We start from the raw sequence: 21,566 nt of genomic DNA on the forward strand, positions 1-21,566 counted from the left end.
TTCAGTGCTCTTTGCCATCGCTCACAGCCCGTGGGGACTGCTCCAAGCCGACAGCTTGATAGGCCGCCTTCGATGCCAGGGCCGCACCGGGTCCCTTCGGAACTGCGGCATGGCAGTCGAAGCAATTCAGATTCACAGCGGTGAAGGCGTGACAGGCCCCACAGAATTCCTGCTTTTGATGAATCGGAACCGCTTCCCCGTCAGGTTCGTCCCGCACGTGGCAATCAACACAACCGGAGAGACTGTGCTTGCTACTGCGAATCCCCCCGTGGACGGTCTTGTCACGCTGATGCTGGATGAATTCCATGTGTTTCCGCCGCATGATGTCGGTTGGCTCAACACAGGAATCGAGCGTCGCGGCCTGGGACCCCGCCACGACATATGTCTTCATTTCGGCCGCCAGGGCGACTTGGGCGATAAGCGCCCAAGCCAAACCAACGGCGACGAGGCCAGCTCGCACTACGGCCTTTGCCATCGACGCCTCCTGGGTCATTATTCGCCAAGACCCATCTTGATATAGCCGGTCGGACAGACATCCGCGCAAATGTGACAGCCGATACACTTGGCATAATCGGTGTCGACATAACGGCCCGTCGTCCGACTCGCCTTGTCCACTCGGAAGACCGCGTCCTGCGGGCAGAAGATGACACAGTTGTCGCACTCGAAGCACATGCCACAGCTCATACAGCGCTTGGCTTCGTCGATGGCCTCGGCTTCCGACAAACCAATCACCCGCTCCTTGAAATGGCCGAGGACATCATCGGCACTTGGGACCTCTTCCTTGCGCAGGTTGCGGGCGTGAAAATTGAAGTGACCGAGGAAGAGTTCATCGTGCGGAATCACCTCGGCGCCCGAGCGATCCTCATAATTGTGAATCGCATAGTCGGCATCCGCGGTGCCGCGCATATCCCCAGCGGCATCGGGAACGAATGCCTTGGGCGCGAGTTTTGCCTCGGTCAATTTCTCGAGCAGATTGAAGTGATGGACGTCGACCTTGGGACGCCGCCGATGCTCGATCTGGCGCAGGTACTCATCGATCGAATCCACCGCGATCGAAGCTTGGCCAATCGCCGTGGTCAGGAGATGCGGTCGAATGATATCGCCAGCAACGAAATGCCCCGGTTTGTTGGGGACTTGATAGAACTTATCCGCGTTCATCAGGCCGCGGCCGTTATCGAACTCCTCGAGTCCATGCAGGTCACCGCCCTGCCCGATTGCCGCGACGATCAAATCGGCCGGCAGGATCCGTTCGGTGCCCTCGACCGGGGTCGGACGCCCGTCGACCATCTGGCAATCCGAGACCCGCAAACCCGTGGCGCGACCAGTGTCTCCGAGCATGACCTCGAGCGGCATCACGCCGTCAAGGATCGTGACCCCCTCGTGAGTCGCATCATGCACTTCATGCTCCGATGCCGTCATCTTATCCCGGGTGAAGAGCGAGGTGAGTGTGACATCGGCCCCTTCGGCGGCGGCGGTCATGGCGGCGTCATGCGCCACATAGCCGTCGTGAATCACGGTTTCAGGCAGATCCTTCGGTCCTGACTTGGTGATATGACCGAGCCGGCGCGCGACGGAGACGACGTCAATCGAGGTGTCGCCACCGCCAACGCACACAACCCGCTCCGCCGTGATCTTCATCCGGCCTTCATTGAAGGCCTTGAGGAAGGCCACACCGGAGACGCAGTTTGGCGTGCCTTGCCAACCGGGCACCGGCAGACCACGACCGCTCTGACAGCCGATTGCCCAGAGGACGGCGTCGAACTCCTTCTCGAGCTGGGCGACCTCGATGTCGACCCCAACCTTGGTGTTGAGGCGTACCTCGATCTGGCCCATGTCGAGTATGCGCTGAATCTCGGCATTCAGTTTGTCTCGGGGCACACGATAGCCGGGGATCCCGAAGAAAAACATGCCACCAAGTTCGCCATTCGCCTCGAAGATGGTGGCCGCATGCCCTTTGCGGCGCAGTTGATATGCGGCGGCTAGCCCCGCGGGTCCACCACCGATGATCGCCACACGCTTGCCGGTGTCGACCCCTGCGGCCTGAAAGCGATAGCCCCGCTCGATCGCGGTATCGCCGATAAATTGTTCGACGGCGTTGATTCCAACGAAGTCTTCGAGTTCGTTCCGATTACAGCCATCCTGACAGGGCGCGGGGCAGACCCGGCCCATCATGGACGGGAAGGGGTTGGCATCGGTCGAACGGCGGAATGCATACTCCTGCCAATCAACATCGGCCGGTGGCTTTTCGATGCCCCGCACGATCTGCAACCAACCCCGAATATCTTCTCCCGAGGGACAACTGCCCTGACACGGCGGCGTCTTGTGGACGTAGGTTGGGCACTTGTGCGAGGTGTCCTGCGCGAAGATCTGATTGGTCAGATCTTCCCAAGTATGGTGCCCGTCTTCGAAACGGCGCCAAGAGGGCTTCGTCTTCATCTCATCGCTTGAAGTCGCCATGTCGATCACTCTCCGTATCAGTGGACCCTGAACGCTCTTCAGGGGATTCGTATCAGTGTGCCGCGGGTTGCTGTGCCGTGAATCGCCGCGGCCCCCTTGGAATCGAGGGTGCGATCCCGCGCCTCGGCATCATCGCTGGATGATGGCGTCAGGCCGCTTCATCGGCCTCATCCTCCTCGTCGTCCTCGTTCTGGCCACTGAGAACGATCGCATTGGAAACCAATTGATGGAGGCTGACGATTTGATCCATTTCCATGCCGTAATAGGGCAGCACCTTGGTGAACTGACTCTTGCAGATGGCACAGATCGCTGCCATGTGCGTCACGCCCTTTTCCTGCATCACATTATTGAGCGCCTCGACACGAGGCTTGGCTCCCTTCACCCGTAACTCCATCAGGTCATCGGTGAGCAAGCCGCCACCACCGCCACAACAGAAGGTCCGATCACGAATGGTGTCTTCATCCATGTCGTAGAAATGGTTACAGGTTGCGCGAATGATCGCGCGCGGGATATCGAACTGACCGCCTGGAGTGTCGCCCATGCGCGAGGCTCGCGCGACGTTGCAGCTATCATGGTAGGTCAAGACCTTGTCGTCATTCTCACTCTTGTCGAAGGTCAACTGGCCCCGTTGGATCAAATCGTAGGTGAACTCACAGATGTGCTGTGGGACCGGGTAGCGTGGATCCAGAAAATCCCAGGGGCCGGCCAGCGTATTGAGGAAGCTGTAGGCAACACGCCAGGCGTGGCCACATTCACCGAAGACGATCCGCTTCACCTTCAGCTTGATCGCCGCTTCACGAATCCGCTGCGCGACCCGTCGCATGTTTTCGTAGGAACCGATAAACATGCCGAAATTCGCAGCTTCCGAGGCATGCGAACTGAGCGTCCAGGTAACACCCGCCTCGTGGAACACCTTGCCATAGCCGATCAACCCATCGACGTGTGGTTCGGCGAAAAAATCCGCCGATGGCGTCACCAGCAAGATTTCGGCGCCCTCTTCGTCTAGCGGATAGCGCACCTGCACGCCGGTGTCGTCGAAGACGTCTTCCTCGAGACCCTCCAGCGTATCGGCAAGTGCCGGGCCCGGCAGACCCAAGTTATTACCGATTTTATAGACCTTGCCGATAATCTCGTTACAGTATTTCTGACCGACCCCGATGCTGTCCATGATCTCGCGCGCCGCCATCGAGATCTCGGCCGTATCGATCCCATAGGGGCAGAACACCGAACAACGCCGACACTGCGAACACTGATGGAAATAGCTGTACCAGTCGTCTAGGACTTCCTTGGTGAAATCCTCAGCCCCCACGAGTTTTGGAAAGAACCGCCCAGCGAGCGTAAAGTACCGACGATAGACCTTGCGCATCAGATCCTGGCGACCAACAGGCATGTTTTTCGGATCTTTCGTGCCGAGGTAATAATGACACTTGTCGGTACAGGAGCCGCACTTCACGCAGGAATCGAGATAGACGCGCAGTGAGCGGTAGCGACCAAGCAGATCGCCCATTTTCTCGAGCGCGCGCTCCTGCCAATCATCCACCAGTTCGCCTGGGTACCCGAGCGGGTTCTGAATCTCGGGTTTGGCCACGAAGGGCATGCTGTGTGCCATTGTGTCAGGCATGACTGCCGGCACGTCGATGTACTGACTCAGTTCGGGGACTTCAAACGTTGCCTTAGCCATAGCTCAACCCTAGTGCGCGTAACCTGTGATAACTAGTCTTGCTCAAGACGCTTCGCCCACGGGGCGATGTGTCGCTGCTCGCGCGGATTGTCGACTTGATTGCGGCTGGGACTGAAAAAGAGCCCCGGCGCATGTAACAGCTTACTGTACGGAAAGATGATCATCAGTGTTGCAACCAGAAGCAGGTGGAGGAGCAACAGAGGATCGGTCGGAAGCGGTGGTGGGTCAAACGCGTAAAGTCCAAGGAAAAAGGATTTCACGGCCACGATATCGGTGTGAAACACGAAGGTCATCAACAGACCCGTACAACCGATGGCGATCAACAGACCCAGAATGAAGTGGTCGGAAGGCGATGAAATGTAGCGAACACGATCGACGAAGAAACGCCGCGCCCAGAGGCCGGCGAGACCGACCACCATGGCGATGCCGCCGTAGATCCCAAAGGGCTGAACCAATTCGATCGGCAACCAGACAGGATTGATGAAGTAGCGCAGATGACGAAGCGTCACCAAGAGCAAACCGAAGTGGAAGATCCATCCAAAGATCCAGGTCCACTTATTGCCTCGGAACAGGCTTTCGAAGAGGACAACCTCGCGTGTCATCCGGAATACAACACCCGAGCGCGTGGTCGGCGCGGGCGTGGTAGGGATCTTAAGGGGGGCGGGTGTCCGAGCGTACTGAACGACCTTATAGGTCACGCCGACCAGCAAAACGATGGCAGCGAAGTAGTACAGGGAAGCATAGACCATCGTCAGGAACGACATGTACCTGTTACCTCCATGGATCCTAATGTTCCGGGGACCAAGCGGATCGAGCGAGACCCCCGGACCGAGCCCGAATCAGACGCAACCGGTCGGCTTTGGCAAACCGGCGAAACGGCATGCCTGCTTGGCAGGTCCGTAAGGGAACAGGCTGTAGAGATATTTGCTGTTACCCTTGTCCTTGCCCAGCTTCTTCCCAACCGCCTTGGTCAGGACACGAACCGCCGGCGCGATCTGATACTCTTCGTAGTATTCGCGCAGAAAGTTGATGATGTCCCAATGCTCATCGGTGAGCTCGAGATTATCCTGGGCGGCCATCACATTCGCGACGCCGGGAACCCAGTCGTTCAGATTCGCGAGATAACCCTCTTCATCCACCGCAAACTGCTTGCCGTCGACTTCAATCGTGTCTGACATCTTCATTCTCCTATCAGGTTTTCAAAAACTACAGCCAGGCCTGGACTTGATCGTGTTCCGCCGCAAGATCGACGAAACCCGCATAATCCACGACGCAGACACCCTCGATCAACCGCGTCTCGGCGAAGCCTCGTGCCTGCAGATCAGGCCCCAGCGCATACACCTTCAGTCGGCCAAGGGCTTCACTCACATGGGACTCGACACGCGTCCCCTTCAAGGCCGCGTAGATGCCGTCCTCGAACAACAGGACGGCCGCCCCATCGGTGGCGAATTTTAAACAGGATTCCAGCGCATTGCGCTCGAAAGGCGATTTGTTGACGGTGTGAAGAATACTCATGGCGCCCCCTAGAAGCTGAAGATCGCATCCGATTCGTTCATCAACTCGCTCACCCGCGCGGAGTCGATGACTTCGACGATGTTCTCAATCTCCTCTTCGGTCTCAAAATCCTCCCAGGCAATCTCGACAAGATCGTCAGGGGACAGACCACGCGCCTCGAGCGACGCACGATCGACATAGATCTTCTTGACCTCGTAATCACCTAGCGTTCGGTAGGTGGCCGAGAAATTCTTCACGCCGATCGCTTTGGTGTCTTGGCCCTTGGTGAGCTGGTAAACACCATCGTCAAGGAACATGACGCTCACGTCCTGATCGAACGCGGCACCGATCAAGACCACCTCAAGCGCTTCCCAGGCATAGATGGTCCCATAGGGCGCCTTGCGGTTGAGGTACATGAATTTCTTCACGACTTCCGACATCGCAACTCTCCTTTAGTCGCCGAAGACGACGAGACGGTCGGCTTGAATGGCCGCCTCGACCAACTGCCCGAGTCCGGAGATGCGGAACTTGGGATGAATATTGGTGGCATCCTTGCCATTCCGGGTCGCTTCACCCTCGTCCACGATGCCGCGGCGTTGTGCCGCGGCGACGCAGACGACCAGATCGAGATCATGTTGTTCGGCTAACTCCGCCCAGCGGTTGACGATGTGGCGATCGTCCTGAGGGGGCGTCGTCAGACGGGTCGAGTTGTTCACACCGTCGTGATAGAAGAAGACCCGAAAGATTTCGTGCCCTTTTTCCAATGCCGCCTTGGCAAACTGATACGCCGAGTCGGATGACTGGTGCTGGTAGGGTCCCTCATTGATCTGGAGTGCGAACTTCATGTCGACCTCTCGACTGATGGCATGATCTCTGGTGAGCGTTTCGGTTGACCGCGGATCAGAAGCGGATGTAGGAGGAGCTGTTGAAACTCGCGCGCGCGCCTCTCCAGGTATCAATGTGATACTTGGTGAAAGGCAACTCGACCTCTTCGAAGAAGCGCGGCCAGCCGATCCGCTCGATCCACTCGTTGACACGCTCCCAGTCACGCGCGCCTTCCTTATAGGCCTTCAGGATGCGCTTGACGATCGCGGTCGCCTCGGGCCAACGCGGCGGATTGTTCGGGATCCCGGCAGCGACCAGCTTCTGGAAGGTCGGCTTCCCGCGGGCATTGGAGTGGTTTCCACCGACCCAGATCGCCAGCTTAGTATGCTCGGCATCGTTGATCTGCATGGGCGGACAGGGCGGATAGCAGGCACCGCAACAGATACACTTGCGCTCATCGACCTCGAGCGAGGGTTTGCCATTCACCATCGCGGGGCGGATCGCCGCGACCGGACACCGCGCGACCACGGAAGGACGCTCGCAGACGTTGGCGACCAAGTCGTGATTGATCTTCGGTGGCTTGGTGTGCTGAACGTTGATCGCGATATCACCCTGACCGCCACAGTTGATCTGGCAGCAGGAGGTGGTGATGTGCACGCGGTTCGGCATGTTGGCATTGCGGAACTCATCGATGAGTTCGTCCATCATGGCCTTGACCACCCCGGAGGCGTCAGTGCCTGGAATATCGCAGTGCAGCCAGCCCTGCGTGTGCGAGATCATCGCCACTGAGTTTTGCGTCCCGCCGACGACGAAACCGGCGCCTTCAAGCGCATCAATCAACGGCTGCACCTTGGCCTCTTCGGTCACCATGTACTCGATGTTCGAGCGCAGCGTGAAGTGGACGTAGCCCTCCGCGAACTCGTCACCAATGTCGCACAGCTTGCGTAGCGTGAACACATCGAGGATGCGTTGCGTACCGGCTTTGACCGTCCAGATCTTGTCGCCGCTGTAAGCAACGTGCAGAAGAACACCCGGACGCGGGTGCTCATGGTACTTCCACTGTCCAAAATTCTTGCGCATCAAGGGATGCATGTATTGCCACGGATCGGGGCATCCGGATTCGATCGGCTCGCGCATCTCTGCCATCGCATTGACTCCAATGATTCAGTTCTGAGGTATAGCCAGGTTCCGGGACCCGGCGACGCGAGGGTCACGGCACTGAGCAGCCGGGGCCTGTGTCGTGCGCCGGGTCGGTTCGGTCGTATGGGTTCCGGGCTCGTTCAGCGACCCGCTTCGGCTTGACGCTCGAACCAGGCCTCGGCGGCCTCGTCCCAGCCATCCATCCGGATATACGAACTCTGACGCGGATGGCTCAGCATGTTCGGGTCGGGCTCGATGCCAATACCATCAAGGAAATTGGCCAAACCAATGCGCTCGATCATCTCGCCGCAGCGCTCGTGCTCGAGACCGTTTTCGGCCCAGAAATCAATGATGGTTTCGGCCAACTCGACCATTGACTCGTAGTCTTCCTCGGTTTCGAGCTTTTTGAAGGGTACGACCACGGTGCCCATCAGGTCGCCGATCTTCAGAGTCCGCTTCCCACCGATCAGGATGGTCACGCCCTTATCGTCGCCAGGATGCAAGGCCTTGGGCATCACATTCAGACAGTGCATGCAACGCACGCAGTCACGGTTATTGACGACCAACGCATTGTCGTCGGTCAGGCTCAGCGCCTGGGTCGGACAGCGGGTGATCACGTTGTCGATATAGTATTGGCGACCTTTCTCGGCGATATAGTTCTTCACCTCGGTCTGATCGACCTTCATATCGTCACGCCATGTTCCGAGCACCGCGAAGTCCGAGCGCTCGATGGCATTCTGACAATCGTTCGCGCAACCCGAGACCTTGAACTTAAACTTGTAGGGCAAGGCCGGGCGGTGCACGTCGTCGGTGAAATTGTTGACGAGCGCGCGATGCGCCTTCAGCTCGTTGGTGCAGGACATTTCGCAACGTGCCGCGCCGACACAGGACATCGCGGTGCGCACGCAAGGGCCCGCACCACCCAAATCCCAGCCGTATTCGTTGATCTCGTCAAAAAAGTGCTGGGTATTCTTCGTGTCTGTCCCGATGAACATGATGTTCCCGGTCTGACCGTGGAAGGTGACCAGGCCCGACCCCCACTTCTCCCAACTGTTGGCAAGCTGACGCAGCATGTCAGTCGAGTAGTGATTGCCTGCCGGTGGCTGAACGCGCAGCGTGTGAAATTCCTTGGACTTCGGGAAGGCCTTGCCGACCTCGGAGAAACGCGGAATGATCCCACCACCGTAACCAAAGACGGATACGGTTCCGCCCTTCCAGTAACCCTTGCGGGTCTCGTAGGAATGCTCAAGCTGACCGAGTAGGTCATTGGTCATCTCGTTGATGCGAGGCTCCGGGTGCTCATCGCGGAGACGCTTGATGCCCGAGATGAAGCTTGGCCAGGGGCCGGTTTCGAGCTGGTCGAGCATCGGTGTACTGTGCTTCTCGATCGTCATTGCGCTGTCTCTCCGAAACGTCTGGAATGTGAGGTAAGGGATCGTGGACGAGGACACGGGTCTCGGCACCTGCCGTCTTCGCGATGGCCGGCTGGCCGCGCGCCCTAGGAGTTCCGTGAAGCATCACGAACCGTACCGGGCAGCGACGGCATCCTGTCATCACGGCTCGCATGATCCATGCGACCCAATTGACCGGCATCACGTTAACGGCATGCCATCGTGCCGGCTACTCCACGATTGGGAGGGCCATTTCGCATCCGTCTATCCCTTTCGGGATAGGCCTCGATTCTGTGTCGAGTGCGTTGGCGACGAGGATGCCGACGCCGCGATGGGTGTCCTCCCAGTTCGATGAGCGGCGTGCATGCTTGAGTAATTTAACAGGAGATCCTACCTGTGCTCAGGGTCTAAGTCAACATTCTCTAATATTCGGCTTTGCTCATTGAGATCCCGCAGAGTCTTCACGACCCGAGGAGTGAACCGACATTGAATGCCCCCTTCGAGCCCTCTCAAGCCAACCAAGCCTATGATCATTGGCGAGCACGCAAGCTGAGCGCCTACCCAGCAGACATCGATCAGTTGCGGGTGAGCGTGCGTGATCTTGCCCGCCCGGAGCCTGCCGAACTCGCCACGCTGAGGGCGCGCGTGACCTGCTACAACATGGCCATCGTCGCCACCGCCCCGGACCAGGTCGAGCCCAGCGCCATGATCGCCTTCGCCGCGGCACTCGGTTTACGGCATTCGGACGCCAATCATTTCGCCGACCCACGGGCGGTTAGCGCCATTACGGCGGAGCCATCGTCCTCCACTCGCATCAGCGCCGAGCACGCCACTCCGTCACGAGCTGATTTCATCCCCTACACCCGACAAGCATTGAACTGGCACACCGACGGCTACTATAACGAGCCCGATCAACAGGTCGGATCCTGGATCTTATTCTGCGCCCGTCCGGCCCGGCATGGTGGCGCTAACCGGATGATCGATCACGAGATCGCTTACCTGCGCTTGCGCGACGAGTCACCTGACTTCATCGCGGCCCTGCAGCATCCCCGCGCGTTCACGATCCCCGCGCACCGGCATGCGGAGGTCACGCTGCGCCCCGCGAGCATCGGCCCCGTGTTCTCTTGGACAAACGGTCATCTCCACATGCGCTATTCCGCGCGGACACGACATGTCGAGTGGCTCGATACACCCGAGATGGATGCCGCAAGAGTGGCCCTGGATCGGTTGTTTTCAGACCCGAATGTCTTCACGTTCGACTATAGGCTGCAGGCTGGCGAGGGACTGATCTCGAATAACGTCCTCCACTGCCGGTCCAGTTTCGAAGACGATACCGACCCAGCCCGCGCGCGACTGCTCTACCGCATCCGTTTCCGGGAGCGGATCGCGACAACCGAAGGACTGGACGTCGGCGACACATCGCGACGGGGCACCCCGCGAGGGCCCGACTGAGAGCCCCCGACGGCGCGTGAAGGCGTTGTGCCCTCAGCCGCATCAGCGCCGATCCGCGGCGGCTGCACGCTGGCGCGGATGACGTCGCGCCTAGGTATTCAGCACCCTGAATCGACGATCACGACAACGGAGCAGTTCTGGGTCCCATGCTAAAACTGAGTGAAATCCTGGTCTCCAACCAAGACCTCGAGTCCTTCGAGGATCTTCTTCCCATCATCCAAGCCGTTGCGCGCTCTGGCGAACGCTTCTTCAGAATTGACGTTAAGCCGCCCTACCCTGACACCCCGGAGAACTGGGAAGATCGCCTCGAAGCAGCCTTCAGCGGACTCGTGCGATGACACCGGCCGATAGGACATGCCAATGAAGCAGTTCGACCTCCTTGCGACCCAGATCAAAGACACGGCCGCAGACTCGATCATCAATCGCAGCGCGCAAAACGCCTCGCTCGAATCCCATCTCAACACCCTACAGGACCAACTGCGCACGCTCGAGCGCGCGCACGCGCCAGCGCACTCGCTCGCCGATGCGCGGCTGCAGGTCGCCCGCACCCTTGTGAGTCTCGAGCGTGGCGACGAGGCCTGGCCACTCGGGCGCGCCGCATTCGACCATTTCATCGCGAATGATCTATTCGAGTTGGCCGCCGACGCCTGCGATGTGCTCTTTCAGGCCGCACAGCCCGATTCGATCAGCGCGCTCGGGCAAGGCATCTGGCTGGCGGTCACCTGCCCGATCGATCCGGAACTCACCGTTGAACTCCTCAGCCACGTGATCGACGAGACACCGGACGATGCCGATGGTGCCGCGGTTGCGGCCACCACGGCACTCTTCATCGCCGACGTGCGCGCACAACATCGGCAGCGCGAAGATCTCATGTTCTTCACCACGCAGTTGCTCGGAACGGTCGCCCGGCGCCATAGCGGTGTTGAAACGCCCGAGCAACTTGAGTCCTGGATGGAGCGACTGGAGCTGAAGGAACCCGAAAAGTTCCTCGTGCGGCTGCGCAACGTCGTCGATGTCCTGGTGCAAGACGATTGGTGGTTCGATCGGGAGGCCCTGCAGGAACGACTCCCCTTCACGTCGGGATCATGAACGGAACGAGAACACCACGATGAAGTTCTGGAATGATGACGCACATCCGGAGCAGGACGCGGTCCCGGATGATGTCAGCGATCTGGTCTTTGCCATGCGTTGCAAATGCCTGCCGGTCGATCATGCCTACCTACTGGCCACCAGCCTCACCGAGGCGATCCCCTGGATTGCGCGGGAGCCCGGACTTGCCGTGCACAGCATCCATGTCGCTGGGTCACAAAATGGCTGGGAACGACCAGATCACGGCACGGACTCCTATCTCATGGTCCCGCGCCGCACCAAATTGGTTCTCCGCGTGCCGCGACACCGCATCGCTGAACTCCTGAGCGACTTACCTGGAACCCATCTCAGACTCGGTGACGAGACCCTGACGGTTGGTGAGGGCAAGCTCAAGCCCTTGTGCAAGGAGACGACCTTGTTCGCACGCTATGTCGCCCTCGCACCTGGAACCGATCTTGAGGATGAGAGTGCCTTTCTGGAGGCCGCGGCCCAGGCTCTGGGAAACCGCGGCATTCGCCTCCGCAAGGCGCTCTGCGGGAAGACCCACCCTATCGCCACCCCGCAAGGCCCCCTTCCAACCCGCAGTCTGCTGGTTGCCGGGCTCACGCTCGAGGAGTCGATCCGGCTCCAGCAACAGGGACTCGGCCGTCAGCCGCTTCTTGGGTGCGGTATCTTCATCCCTCACAAAGGCATTGATGCGATCAAGCCGGCGGAGGGCTGAAGGACGAGGCCGGCATCGGGTCGCGCGGCGGTTGCGGCGAACATCAAAAAAGCATGTGACGCCTCTATCACAACATCATAAAATTATGATGTTCAAACCGTTCTCCTTGCAATGGAATCCGAGCGACGGAATCCGGACCCAGGCCGGTGATCACCGGCCTCGATGAGCACGGTTTGCAACAGAACCCAATCGTGGCGGTGCGGTCAGCGGCCCGTCCCTATGAAAACTGACAGACGAGAGGAGCAAGCATGGCCATCGAGGTCAATGGCAAGACGATCGAAACCACCCCGAGCGGATATCTCCAGGAGATTTCGGAGTGGACCGAGGAGGTTGCGTTGAAGCTCGCCGAGATCGAAGGGATCACCTTGACCGACAAGCACTGGGACGTGATCAACTATCTACGCGACGAGTACTACAACAACGCACAGCATCAACCCATGGAACGGGTGGTCCTCAAGGAGATGGGCAAGAAATGGGGCTCGAAGCCCACCAGCAAGGATCTCTACACGCTCTTCCCCTTGGCACCGACCAAGCAGGGCAACCGTATTGCGGGTCTGCCCGAAGTCATGCGCAAGGGCGGTTATTGAGGATCTGTGCCGGGGAGTGTCCATTCCCCGGCTACTGAATGAAGCGGCCATCAGGTCGGCGTCCGCGAAGTCAAGATCCTTGCCTTGCCATCGCGTGAGCGCACAGTGAGATCATTCTAAGGCGATGGCGTTCACCCAGATCACGGCATCCTGCGATAACTCCTTGCCATCGAACTCGGTGACAGGTCCAGAACCCAAGCAAGCGAAGCCCCACACCCCAGGTTTCGGAACCCCAAACGTGAAGACACCATTGGCATCCGTGCGCGTCACGATCGGAGTTGGCGGCGCGGCCATCCGCGTTTCGGCACCAAAGGCATTCGCGGCCACATCAATGGTCGTGTTGAGCCATTCGACCTCGCACTCCACCCCCGCGGCAGGCTCACCCTCGCTCAACAGCTGACCACTAAAGGTTCCACCCGCCAGGATCTGATATGGCTTGTTCAGGGGAACGATCTCGGTTGGCAAACCGAGCGGTTCATCCCAGCCGGTGGGCATGGCACCCTTGTTGAGATACGTCTTGGTGATCTGCTGAATGTAGGCGTCCTCCGACGCCTCGAAGTAGGGCGACGGGATCAAGGCAAAGACATAATCCCCATTGCGCGTCACTCGGTAGTCGAGCGCGTAGGCCGTGGCCTGATTGTGTGCCCCCGTCCAGCTCACGGGTTCCAGCGCGTCGGCGAGGTCGGTCTTCTCGCCGCGGAAGACCACGAATAGTTCCACGGGCTCACCCATGTCCATAACATGGCCATTGTCCATCGGATGGGCGAAGACCAGTCGCAGGGGCACATCTCCTGGCGTATCCAGCATGGTATTCGGGGTATAGAGCAACTGGAAATGAGCCTGCGCCGAACCGCTCAGGGCCACCGCCAGCAGCGCGGCGGGAACGGCAACGGATGTCATCGTGACATGGTTCATCATGAGATTCCTCGTCGATCGTCACATCAAAGTCATTGGAAGATCGCCTGACTGGCGATTTCGATCAGGTGTCCGGGACCCGCATCGAAGACAACCCGATACGCGCCGTCCGGTTTCTCAAACTCGAACTCGCTGTTCTCGTTCATCTGGCCCTCGAGCACCACACCACCCTCGGCATCCAGCAACCGCACGGTGACGCCCGCCGCCGACGAGCCATCCGAGAAGCCACCTTCACAGAGCACGGTGCCGTCGCCATTGTCATAACAGGCACACAAGGGGGTGTGCGCGAAGGCGGATGAGCACCAGACCAAGGCGGCAGCGCCAAACAGGATGGAACGCAACGGATGCAACGCAATTCTCCTTACGATCGCTATGGAGGGATCGGACTGTGACACCAAGGCCTGCTCGGGGACGCGCGGATCGCAGCGCGCCAGGCCAACCGTCACGAAGGGGCATGTCATGGTGCGTGATCTCCGACGTCAGGACCGATGTGGCCGTCTGGTTGCAGACTAGCGAGACCCCTTTCTTTTTGCAAGTAGGATTCGTTCGCATTTGCATTCTCCGCATTCCGCGACTAGACTCGAGCTCGAATTCAGTCTGATCGCTGATGCGTCCACCGGGGCGCCGCGAACGCTCAACGTCCATCGCTCTCTTGTACGGCGCCTCACCATGCCATCGCCCGTCCGCCTCCCCTTACTGGTCCCGACCTTAAATGACATCCGCAGCGGCCAGCGCGCGCGCATCCGCCGCCATCACGCACGTGGCGCGGTCCGCCAACGTCTGATGGACCTCGGCCTGATGCCAAACGTCGAGGTCGAGATGGTCCGCAGCGCGCCATTCGACGACCCGGTCCAGATCAAGCTCGCGGCAACGCACATCGCGCTGCGACGTGCCGAGGCGGCTTTCATCGAGGTCTTCGATGACGCGTCCTGACGATCTCCTGGTGGTCCTGGCCGGTCAGCAGAACGCCGGCAAGTCGACGCTCTTTAATCTCCTCACCGGCGCCCGCCAACATGTCGCCAACTATCCAGGCGTCACGGTGGACAAACAGTACGGCGAGTATCGCGACCCGAGCGGCCGCGTGCGGACCGTTGATCTCCCGGGCACCTACAGCCTCACCTCCTTCTCACTTGAGGAACGGGTCGCGCGCGATTTTCTGATCTCGGAATCACCAGACCTGGTCCTCAACGTGGTAGACGCCTCGAACCTGCGTCGCTCGCTGCATCTCACGCTGCAGTTACTTGAGATGCGATTGCCGGTGGTGCTCGCACTGAACATGATGGACGTCGCCGAGCGTCTTGGCGCCCAGATCGATCAAGAGCAGCTCGGCAGGCTGCTCGGCGTGGCGGTGGTGCCCACCATCGGGCGCAAGACGGAAGGTCGCGACCGCCTGCGGCAAGTGATCCGTGCGCAAGCGCGTGCGAAGCAGGATGCGGGGCGGGAAGCGGAGATTCTGGTGCGCTACGGCGATCTCGAACCCGAGGTCGTCGAACTCGCCGAACTCATCGCCCGCTCACCGGGCCTGGAGTCATTTCCCAGCCGTTGGCTCGCGCTGAAGCTGTTGGAAGGGGACGAGCAGGCTGTGAAGTGGATTCATACGCGCCTCCTGACCACTGACGCCGATGCCCTACTCGAGCGTGCCGCGCTGATGCGCGCTGCCTTCGAGGCCGCGCATGGACTCGATGTCACCGATCAGATCGTCGCCTGTCGTGACCGGGTGATTGCCCGTTTCCTTGAGCGCACCCTGCGCGAGACTTCCGATGGGAGTCCGACCCTCACCGAGCGGATCGACCGCGTTATCCTCAATCGCTGGAGCGCGCCGCTCTTTCTGATCCTGACGGTCTTCCTCATCTATCAGATCTCGATCGTTTGGGGCTACGAGTTGACCACCTACACCTGGCCGCTGCTGGCCGCATTCAGGGAAGTGATCGCGAGTCTGCTGCCCAGTGCGGGGTTCCTCGTCGATCCCTACGTGCGCGCACTGGGTCTCTGGTTGGTGGATTCCGCAAACACCCTCCTGAACTATGTCCCCATCTTCCTGATCCTCTTCGCCCTGATCGCCATCCTCGAGGACTCGGGCTACATGGCGCGAATCGCCTTCATTCTGGACAAGGTGCTGCACCGTTTCGGGCTCCATGGCCAGAGTACGCTGCCCCTGATCCTCGGCGGGGTCTTCGCGGGCGGTTGCGCCGTGCCCGGTGTGATGGCAACCAAGGGGATCCCGGATCATCGTGCGCGCATGGCCACCATCTTCAGCGTTCCCTTCATGAACTGCCTGGCGAAGGTCCCGCTCTACACCCTCTTGCTCGGCATCTTCTTTGTCGAGGGCAAGACACTGATGATGTTCTATATCTCCACCATGACCATCATCTTTGCCCTGCTGGTCGCCAAGCTGCTCACCGTCACGGTTCTGCGCGGACAGGAAACAGCCCCCTTTGTCATGGAGTTACCGCGTTATCATGCGCCCACCCTGGGCTCAGTCCTGCGTCGCGCCGTTGACCGAACCTGGATTTATGTCAAGAAGGTGGGCACCATCGTGCTTGCCGTCGCGGTCGTGGTCTTCACGCTGTTGCAGTTCCCGGGGCTCACGAGCGAGCGCAAGGCTCATTTCGAGCAACGCGGTCACGCCGCTGTCGCGCTCTTTCAGGACGCACTCGCGGGCAACCCCTACCTCGCGGCACTCCAGGACGCGACACTCACCGATCTGGTCAACTATTACGACGACTATCGCCGCGCCAAGCTCAACGCCAAAAGCCAGGCGGCGTCCCAGGCCGTTGAGGCACGCTTCCAGGCCCGCAACCCAGAGTTCCACCCCTTCGTCACACCACCCGCGGGGGATCAGGACGCCCGTGCAGCCAGTCGCGCGTTGCGCGCGCTCGCCAGCACCCGCACCACGCTGCGTCGTGAACTGCGCGAGGAGACCATCGTCCATTCGGTGTTGGGCCGCATCGGCCGCGGACTCGAACCCCTGACCCAGTTCGCTGGGTTCGACTGGAAGATCAATGTCGCGCTCCTCGCCTCCTTTGCCGCGCGCGAGAGCAGCGTCGCCACCCTCGGCGTCTTATTCCAACAAGATGCCGATACCAACGCGAGCCTGGAGGAACGCATGGGTGCGGCGACCCGCGACGCGGGCGCGACCTCCCTGCTCGCCGTCTCACTCATTCTCTTCTTCGCGCTCTATCCTCCCTGCTTGGCGACGACCATCATGGTGAAGGTCCAGACCAATTCCTACGCCTGGATGCTCTTCTCGATCGCCTTCCCGACCGCGCTCGGACTCACGGTGGCGAGTGCGGTCCACAGCGTTGGGTTGGCAACCGGTGCGACCGGACTCCAGATGATGACAGCGGTTTATTTCAGTGCCTTGGCCTTGCTGATCCTGGTCGGTCTCTTGAGTGGGCGATCCCGCCCCCAGGCGCCAGAAGGACTGCTGGCACGGGCTGCGTCGCGCGGCTGAGAGGTGCGTCATGAGCAACCCCGAGTTCGCGGGCCAGGGCGCGTCCCTGACCCTCCAACCCGCCCCCACGACCGTCTCCGCGGAGCACCACTTCGGCTGGGGTGATCTCACCCTCACGGGTGCGATCGTGCTGATCGCGCTCTACTATCTCTACCACAAACTCTGGAAGGGACGTGGCCGGTGTGCCGACTGCGGCGAGGCGAACTCCTGCGATCCCAACCTCTGCTCCGCACTGCGTCGGGGCAAGGGGGTTGAGGTGCGCCTTGAGCCTGGCGTCGCAGCTCGGGACCAGTCTGGCGGCAAGGCGCCGGATTAAGACCACTCGATTTGAGGGCGAATCCGCTTTACTTGGTCTCCCCTTCGATATATAAATGCGAATCGTTACGATTATTATCTAATTGGAGATCCCGTCATGTCACCCCGTTGCCCCACCCCTCGCCATCGCGCCGCGATCGCGACGCTCGCCTCCAGCATCCTCGGTGGCCTCGCCCTCCCACTGCAGGCCTATGACGTGACGGATCAGTTCTCGATCGGCGCGGTCTTGGGCGCCGGTGGTCAGTGCCAGGAAGGGCTCGGCGGCCTGAACGACGAGGCGGGCAATACCTGCCGTAGCGGCATGCCGTTTCAGCTGGAGATGAGTCTGCGCCCCACTGATCGTGATGAATTCTATGCATTGTTCGGTTTCGCGGTCGACAATGGCTTGAACGAGGTGTCGCCCTTTGTGCTTGCGCCCTGGGCGGTCGATCTCGAGGACGACTTGAAGGACATCAATGGTCGTGGACGTGATTACCTGCTGCAAGCCTGGTACAAACACACCTTCTCGTTAGGCGAGGAGAACAGTCTCGGGGCGACCTTCGGCATCATCGACACCACCAGCTATCTCGATGAGAATGCCTACGCCAACGATGAATTCACGCAGTTCATGAACGAAGCCTTCGTCAACACCGGCGGCTTCGGCCTGCCCTCCTACGACGCCGGCGCCGCGCTCGAGCTGGCCCTCGGCAACTGGGAGATCAAGGCCACGGCAATGAACGTCGGCGAGAACGACGACGGCAACAATTATAATTTCTGGGGCGCACAGTTCGGTTATCGCCTCGAAAGCGCGCTTGGCGAGGGCAACTACCGCGCTGTCATCGTCGGCACATCGAACGCCTTCTTCCGGCCATTCGGTGAGTCCGAGCACGTCGATGAGCGTGACGATCTCGATGAACTCAACGGTTTATCCGATCACGACGCCGTCGAGGGTCCGGCGCGGAAGACCAACCTCATGGCGTATGGCCTGTCATTCGACCAGGCCGTCGGGGACCATCTCGGACTCTTCCTCAGGCTCGCCTGGACCGACCACAAGGACATCCTCGACTATCGTGGTTACTACACCGGCGGCCTGCAACTCGGCGGCAGCCTGTGGGGACGCGAGGCCGACACCATCGGTCTGGCCTACGGCTACCTCGATGGTGCCAACACCGGCATCTCCAACACCAACGTCGCCGAGGCCTACTATCGTTATGCCTTCAACGACTATTTCGCCATCACCGCCGACGTTCAATACATGGCCGACACGTATGACTCCAGCGAGGATGTCAGCGGCTGGATTTTCGGCATGCGCCTCGTTGCCGAGTTGTGAGTCGCGCATGAGTTGCACCGGGCGGTCGGTGGCGATTCAGCGCCGCCCGGCGACTGGTTGGCTGACATTCGCTGCGAACCGCGGAACATGACTGAGTCCGCATCACGAACATTCCGCGCGTACGACTGATCAAGGGTCTCCGCTGCGCGCCCCATCCGAAACCACCTCTCGCGTTCGACCTGTCATCGGCCTCGCCCCCATCAGAGGTGAAACCGGTCGATGGTCAGCCCACTTCGACCGACGGGGCCGGCCGGGACGAGCCTCGGTCATGGCCCGAATTGACGCGGTGCGCATTGAGACGACTGCGTCCTTCTTTACCCGTGTTGCGCGGAAAGCCCCGTCGCTTCTAGGGCGGGGATGGATCGCGCCGCACGGTGAACTCGTCCGGCTGCTTAGGATGGCGTCTGCTGTTGCTCGATGTACTGGCGCACGATGGCGATCGGTGCGCCCCCGCAGGATGCAGCACAGTAGGAGGGGGACCACAGCACGCCTTTGTAGTACCGCTGCTGGATGTCCGGGCGCTCCTGTCTAAGTAACCGGCTCGAGACACCTTTGAGGCTATTGACCAGCGCGGACACCGCGACCTTGGGCGGATAGTTGATCAGCAGATGCACATGATCGTCTTCTCCGTCCATCTCCACCAAGGTCGACTCAAAGTCGAGGCAGACTTTGGAGAAGATCGCGCGCAAGCGGGTGATGGCGTCGCCATCGAAAACCTTGCGTCGGTATTTCGTCACAAAGACCAAATGGACATGCATCGCAAAAACGCAATGCCGGCCGCGCCTAATCGAGTTGATATCGTTCATAGGCCAAATTATACTCGATGCCATGCAGCGCATCCAAGCCTTTAAGTTCGAGTTGATGCCCCATGGCAAGCAAACGCGCGATCTGCGTCGCTTCGCTGGATCGTGCCGGTTCGTCTACAACCAGGCGCTGGCGATGCAAAAGGCGCGGTATGCCGCTGGCGAGAAGACGCTCGGCTATGCCGAGTGTTGCAAGGTCATGGCGACGTGGAAAGCCGACCCGGCGACACTCTGGCTGCGCGAGACCCCATCGCAAGCGCTGCAGCAGTCCCTCAAGGACTTGGAGCGCGCCTATATCAACTTCTTCGAGGGGCGGGCGGCGTTTCCCAGCTTCAAGCGCAAAGGCAAGTCCAGTGACAGCTTCCGCTACCCGCAGGGCTACAGGCTCGACCAGGCCAACAGCCGCCTGTTCCTGCCCAAGCTCGGCTGGCTGCGCTACCGCAAGAGTCGCGAGGTGCTCGGGACGGTGAAGAACGTCACCGTCAGCCAGTGCGGCGGCACGTGGTTCGCCGCGATTCAAACCGAGCGCGAGGTGGATGTCCCGGTGCATCAGGGCGGGGCGGTCGGCATCGACATGGGCATCGTGCGGTTTGCCACCTTGAGCGACGGGACCGTCTTTGAGCCTCTCAACAGCTTTAAGCGTCTGGAGGAGACGCTCGCCAAGGCGCAACGCACCATGAACCGCAAGACCCGGTTCGGGAAGAACTGGAAGAAGGCCAAGGCTCGTGTCCAGCGCATCCACATCAAGATCGCCAACGCCCGGCGCGACGCCCTCAACAAGACCTCGACCACCATCAGCAAAAACCACGCAATGGTCTGCATCGAGGACTTGCAGGTCGCCAACATGACGGCGTCGGCGGCCGGGACGATGGCAGCGCCGGGCACCAACGTGCGAGCCAAGTCCGGCCTGAACAAAGCCATCCTCGATCAAGGGTGGGGAGAGTTCCGCCGGCAACTGGAGTACAAGACCGCCTGGAATGGCGGGCATCTGATCGCCGTACCACCCCAAAACACCAGCCGGACGTGTCCGCGCTGCGGGCATGTCGCCAAGGAGAACCGGCAAACTCAGGCCCGGTTCGCGTGTGTGGACTGCGGGTACGAGGACAACGCCGACCTGGTCGGCGCCATCAATGTGTTAAGGGCAGGGCATGCCCGGTTAGCCTGTGAAGTGAGCGGCGCAGTCAGGCCGACAGCAGCAGGAACCCACCGAAGCGACTCGGCGTGAGCACGCTCGCGCCGAGCGCCGTAGGAATCGCCGTCTCTTTAGGACGGCGAGGATGTCAAAAATCTTCACCCCTCACACGGCGTGAATGGTTCACACTTGGTGATATGAAGATTCCTGGGTTCAGGATCACACGGCAGATGGTGTGCGCGACCAACGCACCGAAGGCGGACTCGATCCGGTCCCCGAACGCCGAAACACGCATCGACATTAAATGATCGACCCGGCGATCCTGCGGCCCGGCCGGTTCGGACCAGGTCATCCGCATCCCGCTCCCGGGCGACGAGAGCCGGCAGGAGATCTTCAAGGTCCATCTGCGCGGCAAGCCGTTGGGCGGCGGCATCGATGTCGATGCGCTGGTCGCGGGGAGCACCGGCTTCAGCGGTGCCGAGGTCTCGGCGGTGTGCAGCCGAGCGGCGCTTGCCGCGGTGCGGCACGCCGTGTCGTGTCGTCCCTGGACGGGCCACCGGATTCCGAGCGGACGGAGCACATCGATGTCCGTATCGAGATGTCCGACCTGACGGATGCGCTCAGCGGTTCCGAAGCCCGGCACGGGACATAGCCTTCGTCCCCTTGATGATTGCCCTGTTTTCCGCCGGTCGAGACAGGGCCGCTCTCGATGGGGCATCGCATCGGTTTCGGGGACGGGGAGTCCTTCGATGCGAGGCCGACGTTTGGACGCCTAGCAGGACGTACAACTCTGATAATCGG

At 60.4% G+C, this 21,566-nt stretch carries 24 protein-coding genes; 11 read left to right on the forward strand and 13 right to left on the reverse strand.

Annotation, left to right across the window (positions count from 1 at the left end):
- Window position 1 precedes the first annotated feature (1 nt).
- The 10 genes from CKO25_RS05505 to dsrA all read right to left on the reverse strand — a co-directional run bounded on the left by CKO25_RS05505 (window position 2) and on the right by dsrA (window position 8,991).
- Window positions 2-475 carry a sulfur reduction protein DsrJ gene (locus tag CKO25_RS05505; RefSeq protein ID WP_200386923.1) on the reverse strand — a complete coding sequence of 158 codons (474 nt, stop codon included), beginning with the start codon at window positions 473-475 and terminating at the stop codon, window positions 2-4.
- 17 nt (window positions 476-492) lie between these two features.
- Entirely contained in the window at window positions 493-2,457 is a 1,965-nt protein-coding gene (locus CKO25_RS05510) for an NAD(P)-binding protein (RefSeq protein WP_200386924.1), read from the reverse strand.
- A gap of 148 nt (window positions 2,458-2,605) precedes the next feature.
- Window positions 2,606-4,138 (reverse strand): sulfate reduction electron transfer complex DsrMKJOP subunit DsrK, encoded by a 1,533-nt coding sequence (gene dsrK, locus CKO25_RS05515; RefSeq protein ID WP_200386925.1) that lies wholly within the window; start codon window positions 4,136-4,138, stop codon window positions 2,606-2,608.
- A 32-nt stretch (window positions 4,139-4,170) separates the two neighbouring features.
- A complete protein-coding gene (locus tag CKO25_RS05520; protein ID WP_200386926.1) occupies window positions 4,171-4,902 on the reverse strand; it encodes a respiratory nitrate reductase subunit gamma in 732 nt (243 codons plus the stop codon).
- A gap of 75 nt (window positions 4,903-4,977) precedes the next feature.
- The gene (locus tag CKO25_RS05525; protein WP_093191068.1) at window positions 4,978-5,316 is read right to left on the reverse strand and encodes a TusE/DsrC/DsvC family sulfur relay protein; all 339 of its coding nucleotides are present in this window, start codon (window positions 5,314-5,316) and stop codon (window positions 4,978-4,980) included.
- A 28-nt stretch (window positions 5,317-5,344) separates the two neighbouring features.
- Complete coding sequence (gene tusB / locus CKO25_RS05530; RefSeq protein ID WP_200386927.1) at window positions 5,345-5,653, reverse strand: sulfurtransferase complex subunit TusB; 309 nt, start codon at window positions 5,651-5,653, stop codon at window positions 5,345-5,347.
- A gap of 8 nt (window positions 5,654-5,661) precedes the next feature.
- A complete protein-coding gene (tusC, locus tag CKO25_RS05535; RefSeq protein WP_200386928.1) occupies window positions 5,662-6,072 on the reverse strand; it encodes a sulfurtransferase complex subunit TusC in 411 nt (136 codons plus the stop codon).
- 12 nt (window positions 6,073-6,084) lie between these two features.
- Window positions 6,085-6,477 (reverse strand): sulfurtransferase complex subunit TusD, encoded by a 393-nt coding sequence (tusD, locus tag CKO25_RS05540; RefSeq protein ID WP_200386929.1) that lies wholly within the window; start codon window positions 6,475-6,477, stop codon window positions 6,085-6,087.
- A 55-nt stretch (window positions 6,478-6,532) separates the two neighbouring features.
- A complete protein-coding gene (gene dsrB / locus CKO25_RS05545) occupies window positions 6,533-7,603 on the reverse strand; it encodes a dissimilatory-type sulfite reductase subunit beta (RefSeq protein WP_200386930.1) in 1,071 nt (356 codons plus the stop codon).
- A 134-nt stretch (window positions 7,604-7,737) separates the two neighbouring features.
- On the reverse strand, window positions 7,738-8,991 hold the full coding sequence (gene dsrA / locus CKO25_RS05550) for a dissimilatory-type sulfite reductase subunit alpha (protein ID WP_200386931.1): 1,254 nt from the start codon (window positions 8,989-8,991) through the stop codon (window positions 7,738-7,740).
- 483 nt (window positions 8,992-9,474) lie between these two features.
- Here dsrA and CKO25_RS05555 point away from each other — a divergent pair, with 483 nt between their 5' ends.
- From CKO25_RS05555 to CKO25_RS05575, 5 genes are all read left to right on the forward strand, one after another.
- The gene (locus CKO25_RS05555; RefSeq protein WP_200386932.1) at window positions 9,475-10,440 is read left to right on the forward strand and encodes a TauD/TfdA family dioxygenase; all 966 of its coding nucleotides are present in this window, start codon (window positions 9,475-9,477) and stop codon (window positions 10,438-10,440) included.
- A 146-nt stretch (window positions 10,441-10,586) separates the two neighbouring features.
- Window positions 10,587-10,778, forward strand: a complete 192-nt coding sequence (locus tag CKO25_RS05560; RefSeq protein ID WP_200386933.1) for a sulfur relay protein DsrC — start codon at window positions 10,587-10,589, stop codon at window positions 10,776-10,778.
- 22 nt (window positions 10,779-10,800) lie between these two features.
- The gene (locus tag CKO25_RS05565) at window positions 10,801-11,529 is read left to right on the forward strand and encodes a hypothetical protein (protein WP_200386934.1); all 729 of its coding nucleotides are present in this window, start codon (window positions 10,801-10,803) and stop codon (window positions 11,527-11,529) included.
- A 19-nt stretch (window positions 11,530-11,548) separates the two neighbouring features.
- Window positions 11,549-12,250 (forward strand): type I-MYXAN CRISPR-associated protein Cas6/Cmx6, encoded by a 702-nt coding sequence (gene cas6, locus CKO25_RS05570; protein ID WP_200386935.1) that lies wholly within the window; start codon window positions 11,549-11,551, stop codon window positions 12,248-12,250.
- A gap of 248 nt (window positions 12,251-12,498) precedes the next feature.
- Entirely contained in the window at window positions 12,499-12,837 is a 339-nt protein-coding gene (locus CKO25_RS05575; RefSeq protein WP_200386936.1) for a TusE/DsrC/DsvC family sulfur relay protein, read from the forward strand.
- Between the two features lie 111 nt (window positions 12,838-12,948).
- Here the strand turns inward: CKO25_RS05575 and CKO25_RS05580 are convergent, their stop codons facing one another.
- Both CKO25_RS05580 and CKO25_RS05585 read right to left on the reverse strand, forming a co-directional pair.
- Window positions 12,949-13,755, reverse strand: coding sequence for a DUF4198 domain-containing protein (locus CKO25_RS05580; protein ID WP_242467439.1), 807 nt, complete (start codon window positions 13,753-13,755; stop codon window positions 12,949-12,951).
- A 29-nt stretch (window positions 13,756-13,784) separates the two neighbouring features.
- A complete protein-coding gene (locus CKO25_RS05585; protein WP_242467440.1) occupies window positions 13,785-14,213 on the reverse strand; it encodes a hypothetical protein in 429 nt (142 codons plus the stop codon).
- A 208-nt stretch (window positions 14,214-14,421) separates the two neighbouring features.
- Here CKO25_RS05585 and CKO25_RS05590 point away from each other — a divergent pair, with 208 nt between their 5' ends.
- From CKO25_RS05590 to CKO25_RS05605, 4 genes are all read left to right on the forward strand, one after another.
- A complete protein-coding gene (locus CKO25_RS05590) occupies window positions 14,422-14,685 on the forward strand; it encodes a FeoA family protein (RefSeq protein WP_200386937.1) in 264 nt (87 codons plus the stop codon).
- Entirely contained in the window at window positions 14,672-17,206 is a 2,535-nt protein-coding gene (gene feoB / locus CKO25_RS05595) for a ferrous iron transport protein B (RefSeq protein ID WP_200386938.1), read from the forward strand. The genes CKO25_RS05590 and feoB overlap by 14 nt, the downstream gene beginning before the upstream one ends.
- A 10-nt stretch (window positions 17,207-17,216) precedes the next feature.
- The gene (locus CKO25_RS05600) at window positions 17,217-17,522 is read left to right on the forward strand and encodes a hypothetical protein (RefSeq protein ID WP_200386939.1); all 306 of its coding nucleotides are present in this window, start codon (window positions 17,217-17,219) and stop codon (window positions 17,520-17,522) included.
- 96 nt (window positions 17,523-17,618) lie between these two features.
- Window positions 17,619-18,830 carry a carbohydrate porin gene (locus tag CKO25_RS05605; RefSeq protein WP_200386940.1) on the forward strand — a complete coding sequence of 404 codons (1,212 nt, stop codon included), beginning with the start codon at window positions 17,619-17,621 and terminating at the stop codon, window positions 18,828-18,830.
- 392 nt (window positions 18,831-19,222) lie between these two features.
- Here CKO25_RS05605 and tnpA read toward each other — a convergent pair whose 3' ends face one another.
- Window positions 19,223-19,636: an IS200/IS605 family transposase gene (gene tnpA / locus CKO25_RS05610; protein ID WP_200386941.1), complete on the reverse strand. Its 414-nt coding sequence runs from the start codon at window positions 19,634-19,636 to the stop codon at window positions 19,223-19,225.
- Window positions 19,637-19,658: 22 nt separating this feature from the next.
- Here tnpA and CKO25_RS05615 point away from each other — a divergent pair, with 22 nt between their 5' ends.
- The gene (locus CKO25_RS05615; protein ID WP_200386942.1) at window positions 19,659-20,858 is read left to right on the forward strand and encodes an RNA-guided endonuclease InsQ/TnpB family protein; all 1,200 of its coding nucleotides are present in this window, start codon (window positions 19,659-19,661) and stop codon (window positions 20,856-20,858) included.
- A gap of 326 nt (window positions 20,859-21,184) precedes the next feature.
- Window positions 21,185-21,376 (forward strand): hypothetical protein, encoded by a 192-nt coding sequence (locus CKO25_RS05620; protein ID WP_200386943.1) that lies wholly within the window; start codon window positions 21,185-21,187, stop codon window positions 21,374-21,376.
- Window positions 21,377-21,566: the final 190 nt, after the last annotated feature.

The sequence above is a fragment of the Thiocapsa imhoffii genome (genome assembly GCF_016583985.1).
Lineage (GTDB): Bacteria > Pseudomonadota > Gammaproteobacteria > Chromatiales > Chromatiaceae > Thiocapsa > Thiocapsa imhoffii.

What these genes read in the sequence shown, in the direction of transcription:
- CKO25_RS05505 (WP_200386923.1), bottom strand. Translation starts at nt 475, where the DNA reads ATGGCAAAGGCCGTAGTGCGAGCTGGCCTCGTCGCCGTTGGTTTGGCT.
- CKO25_RS05510 (WP_200386924.1), bottom strand. Translation starts at nt 2,457, where the DNA reads ATGGCGACTTCAAGCGATGAGATGAAGACGAAGCCCTCTTGGCGCCGT.
- dsrK (WP_200386925.1), bottom strand. Translation starts at nt 4,138, where the DNA reads ATGGCTAAGGCAACGTTTGAAGTCCCCGAACTGAGTCAGTACATCGAC.
- CKO25_RS05520 (WP_200386926.1), bottom strand. Translation starts at nt 4,902, where the DNA reads ATGTCGTTCCTGACGATGGTCTATGCTTCCCTGTACTACTTCGCTGCC.
- CKO25_RS05525 (WP_093191068.1), bottom strand. Translation starts at nt 5,316, where the DNA reads ATGTCAGACACGATTGAAGTCGACGGCAAGCAGTTTGCGGTGGATGAA.
- tusB (WP_200386927.1), bottom strand. Translation starts at nt 5,653, where the DNA reads ATGAGTATTCTTCACACCGTCAACAAATCGCCTTTCGAGCGCAATGCG.
- tusC (WP_200386928.1), bottom strand. Translation starts at nt 6,072, where the DNA reads ATGTCGGAAGTCGTGAAGAAATTCATGTACCTCAACCGCAAGGCGCCC.
- tusD (WP_200386929.1), bottom strand. Translation starts at nt 6,477, where the DNA reads ATGAAGTTCGCACTCCAGATCAATGAGGGACCCTACCAGCACCAGTCA.
- dsrB (WP_200386930.1), bottom strand. Translation starts at nt 7,603, where the DNA reads ATGGCAGAGATGCGCGAGCCGATCGAATCCGGATGCCCCGATCCGTGG.
- dsrA (WP_200386931.1), bottom strand. Translation starts at nt 8,991, where the DNA reads ATGACGATCGAGAAGCACAGTACACCGATGCTCGACCAGCTCGAAACC.
- CKO25_RS05560 (WP_200386933.1), top strand. Translation starts at nt 10,587, where the DNA reads ATGCTAAAACTGAGTGAAATCCTGGTCTCCAACCAAGACCTCGAGTCC.
- CKO25_RS05565 (WP_200386934.1), top strand. Translation starts at nt 10,801, where the DNA reads ATGAAGCAGTTCGACCTCCTTGCGACCCAGATCAAAGACACGGCCGCA.
- cas6 (WP_200386935.1), top strand. Translation starts at nt 11,549, where the DNA reads ATGAAGTTCTGGAATGATGACGCACATCCGGAGCAGGACGCGGTCCCG.
- CKO25_RS05575 (WP_200386936.1), top strand. Translation starts at nt 12,499, where the DNA reads ATGGCCATCGAGGTCAATGGCAAGACGATCGAAACCACCCCGAGCGGA.
- CKO25_RS05580 (WP_242467439.1), bottom strand. Translation starts at nt 13,755, where the DNA reads ATGATGAACCATGTCACGATGACATCCGTTGCCGTTCCCGCCGCGCTG.
- CKO25_RS05585 (WP_242467440.1), bottom strand. Translation starts at nt 14,213, where the DNA reads ATGACATGCCCCTTCGTGACGGTTGGCCTGGCGCGCTGCGATCCGCGC.
- CKO25_RS05590 (WP_200386937.1), top strand. Translation starts at nt 14,422, where the DNA reads ATGCCATCGCCCGTCCGCCTCCCCTTACTGGTCCCGACCTTAAATGAC.
- feoB (WP_200386938.1), top strand. Translation starts at nt 14,672, where the DNA reads ATGACGCGTCCTGACGATCTCCTGGTGGTCCTGGCCGGTCAGCAGAAC.
- CKO25_RS05600 (WP_200386939.1), top strand. Translation starts at nt 17,217, where the DNA reads ATGAGCAACCCCGAGTTCGCGGGCCAGGGCGCGTCCCTGACCCTCCAA.
- CKO25_RS05605 (WP_200386940.1), top strand. Translation starts at nt 17,619, where the DNA reads ATGTCACCCCGTTGCCCCACCCCTCGCCATCGCGCCGCGATCGCGACG.
- tnpA (WP_200386941.1), bottom strand. Translation starts at nt 19,636, where the DNA reads ATGAACGATATCAACTCGATTAGGCGCGGCCGGCATTGCGTTTTTGCG.
- CKO25_RS05615 (WP_200386942.1), top strand. Translation starts at nt 19,659, where the DNA reads ATGCAGCGCATCCAAGCCTTTAAGTTCGAGTTGATGCCCCATGGCAAG.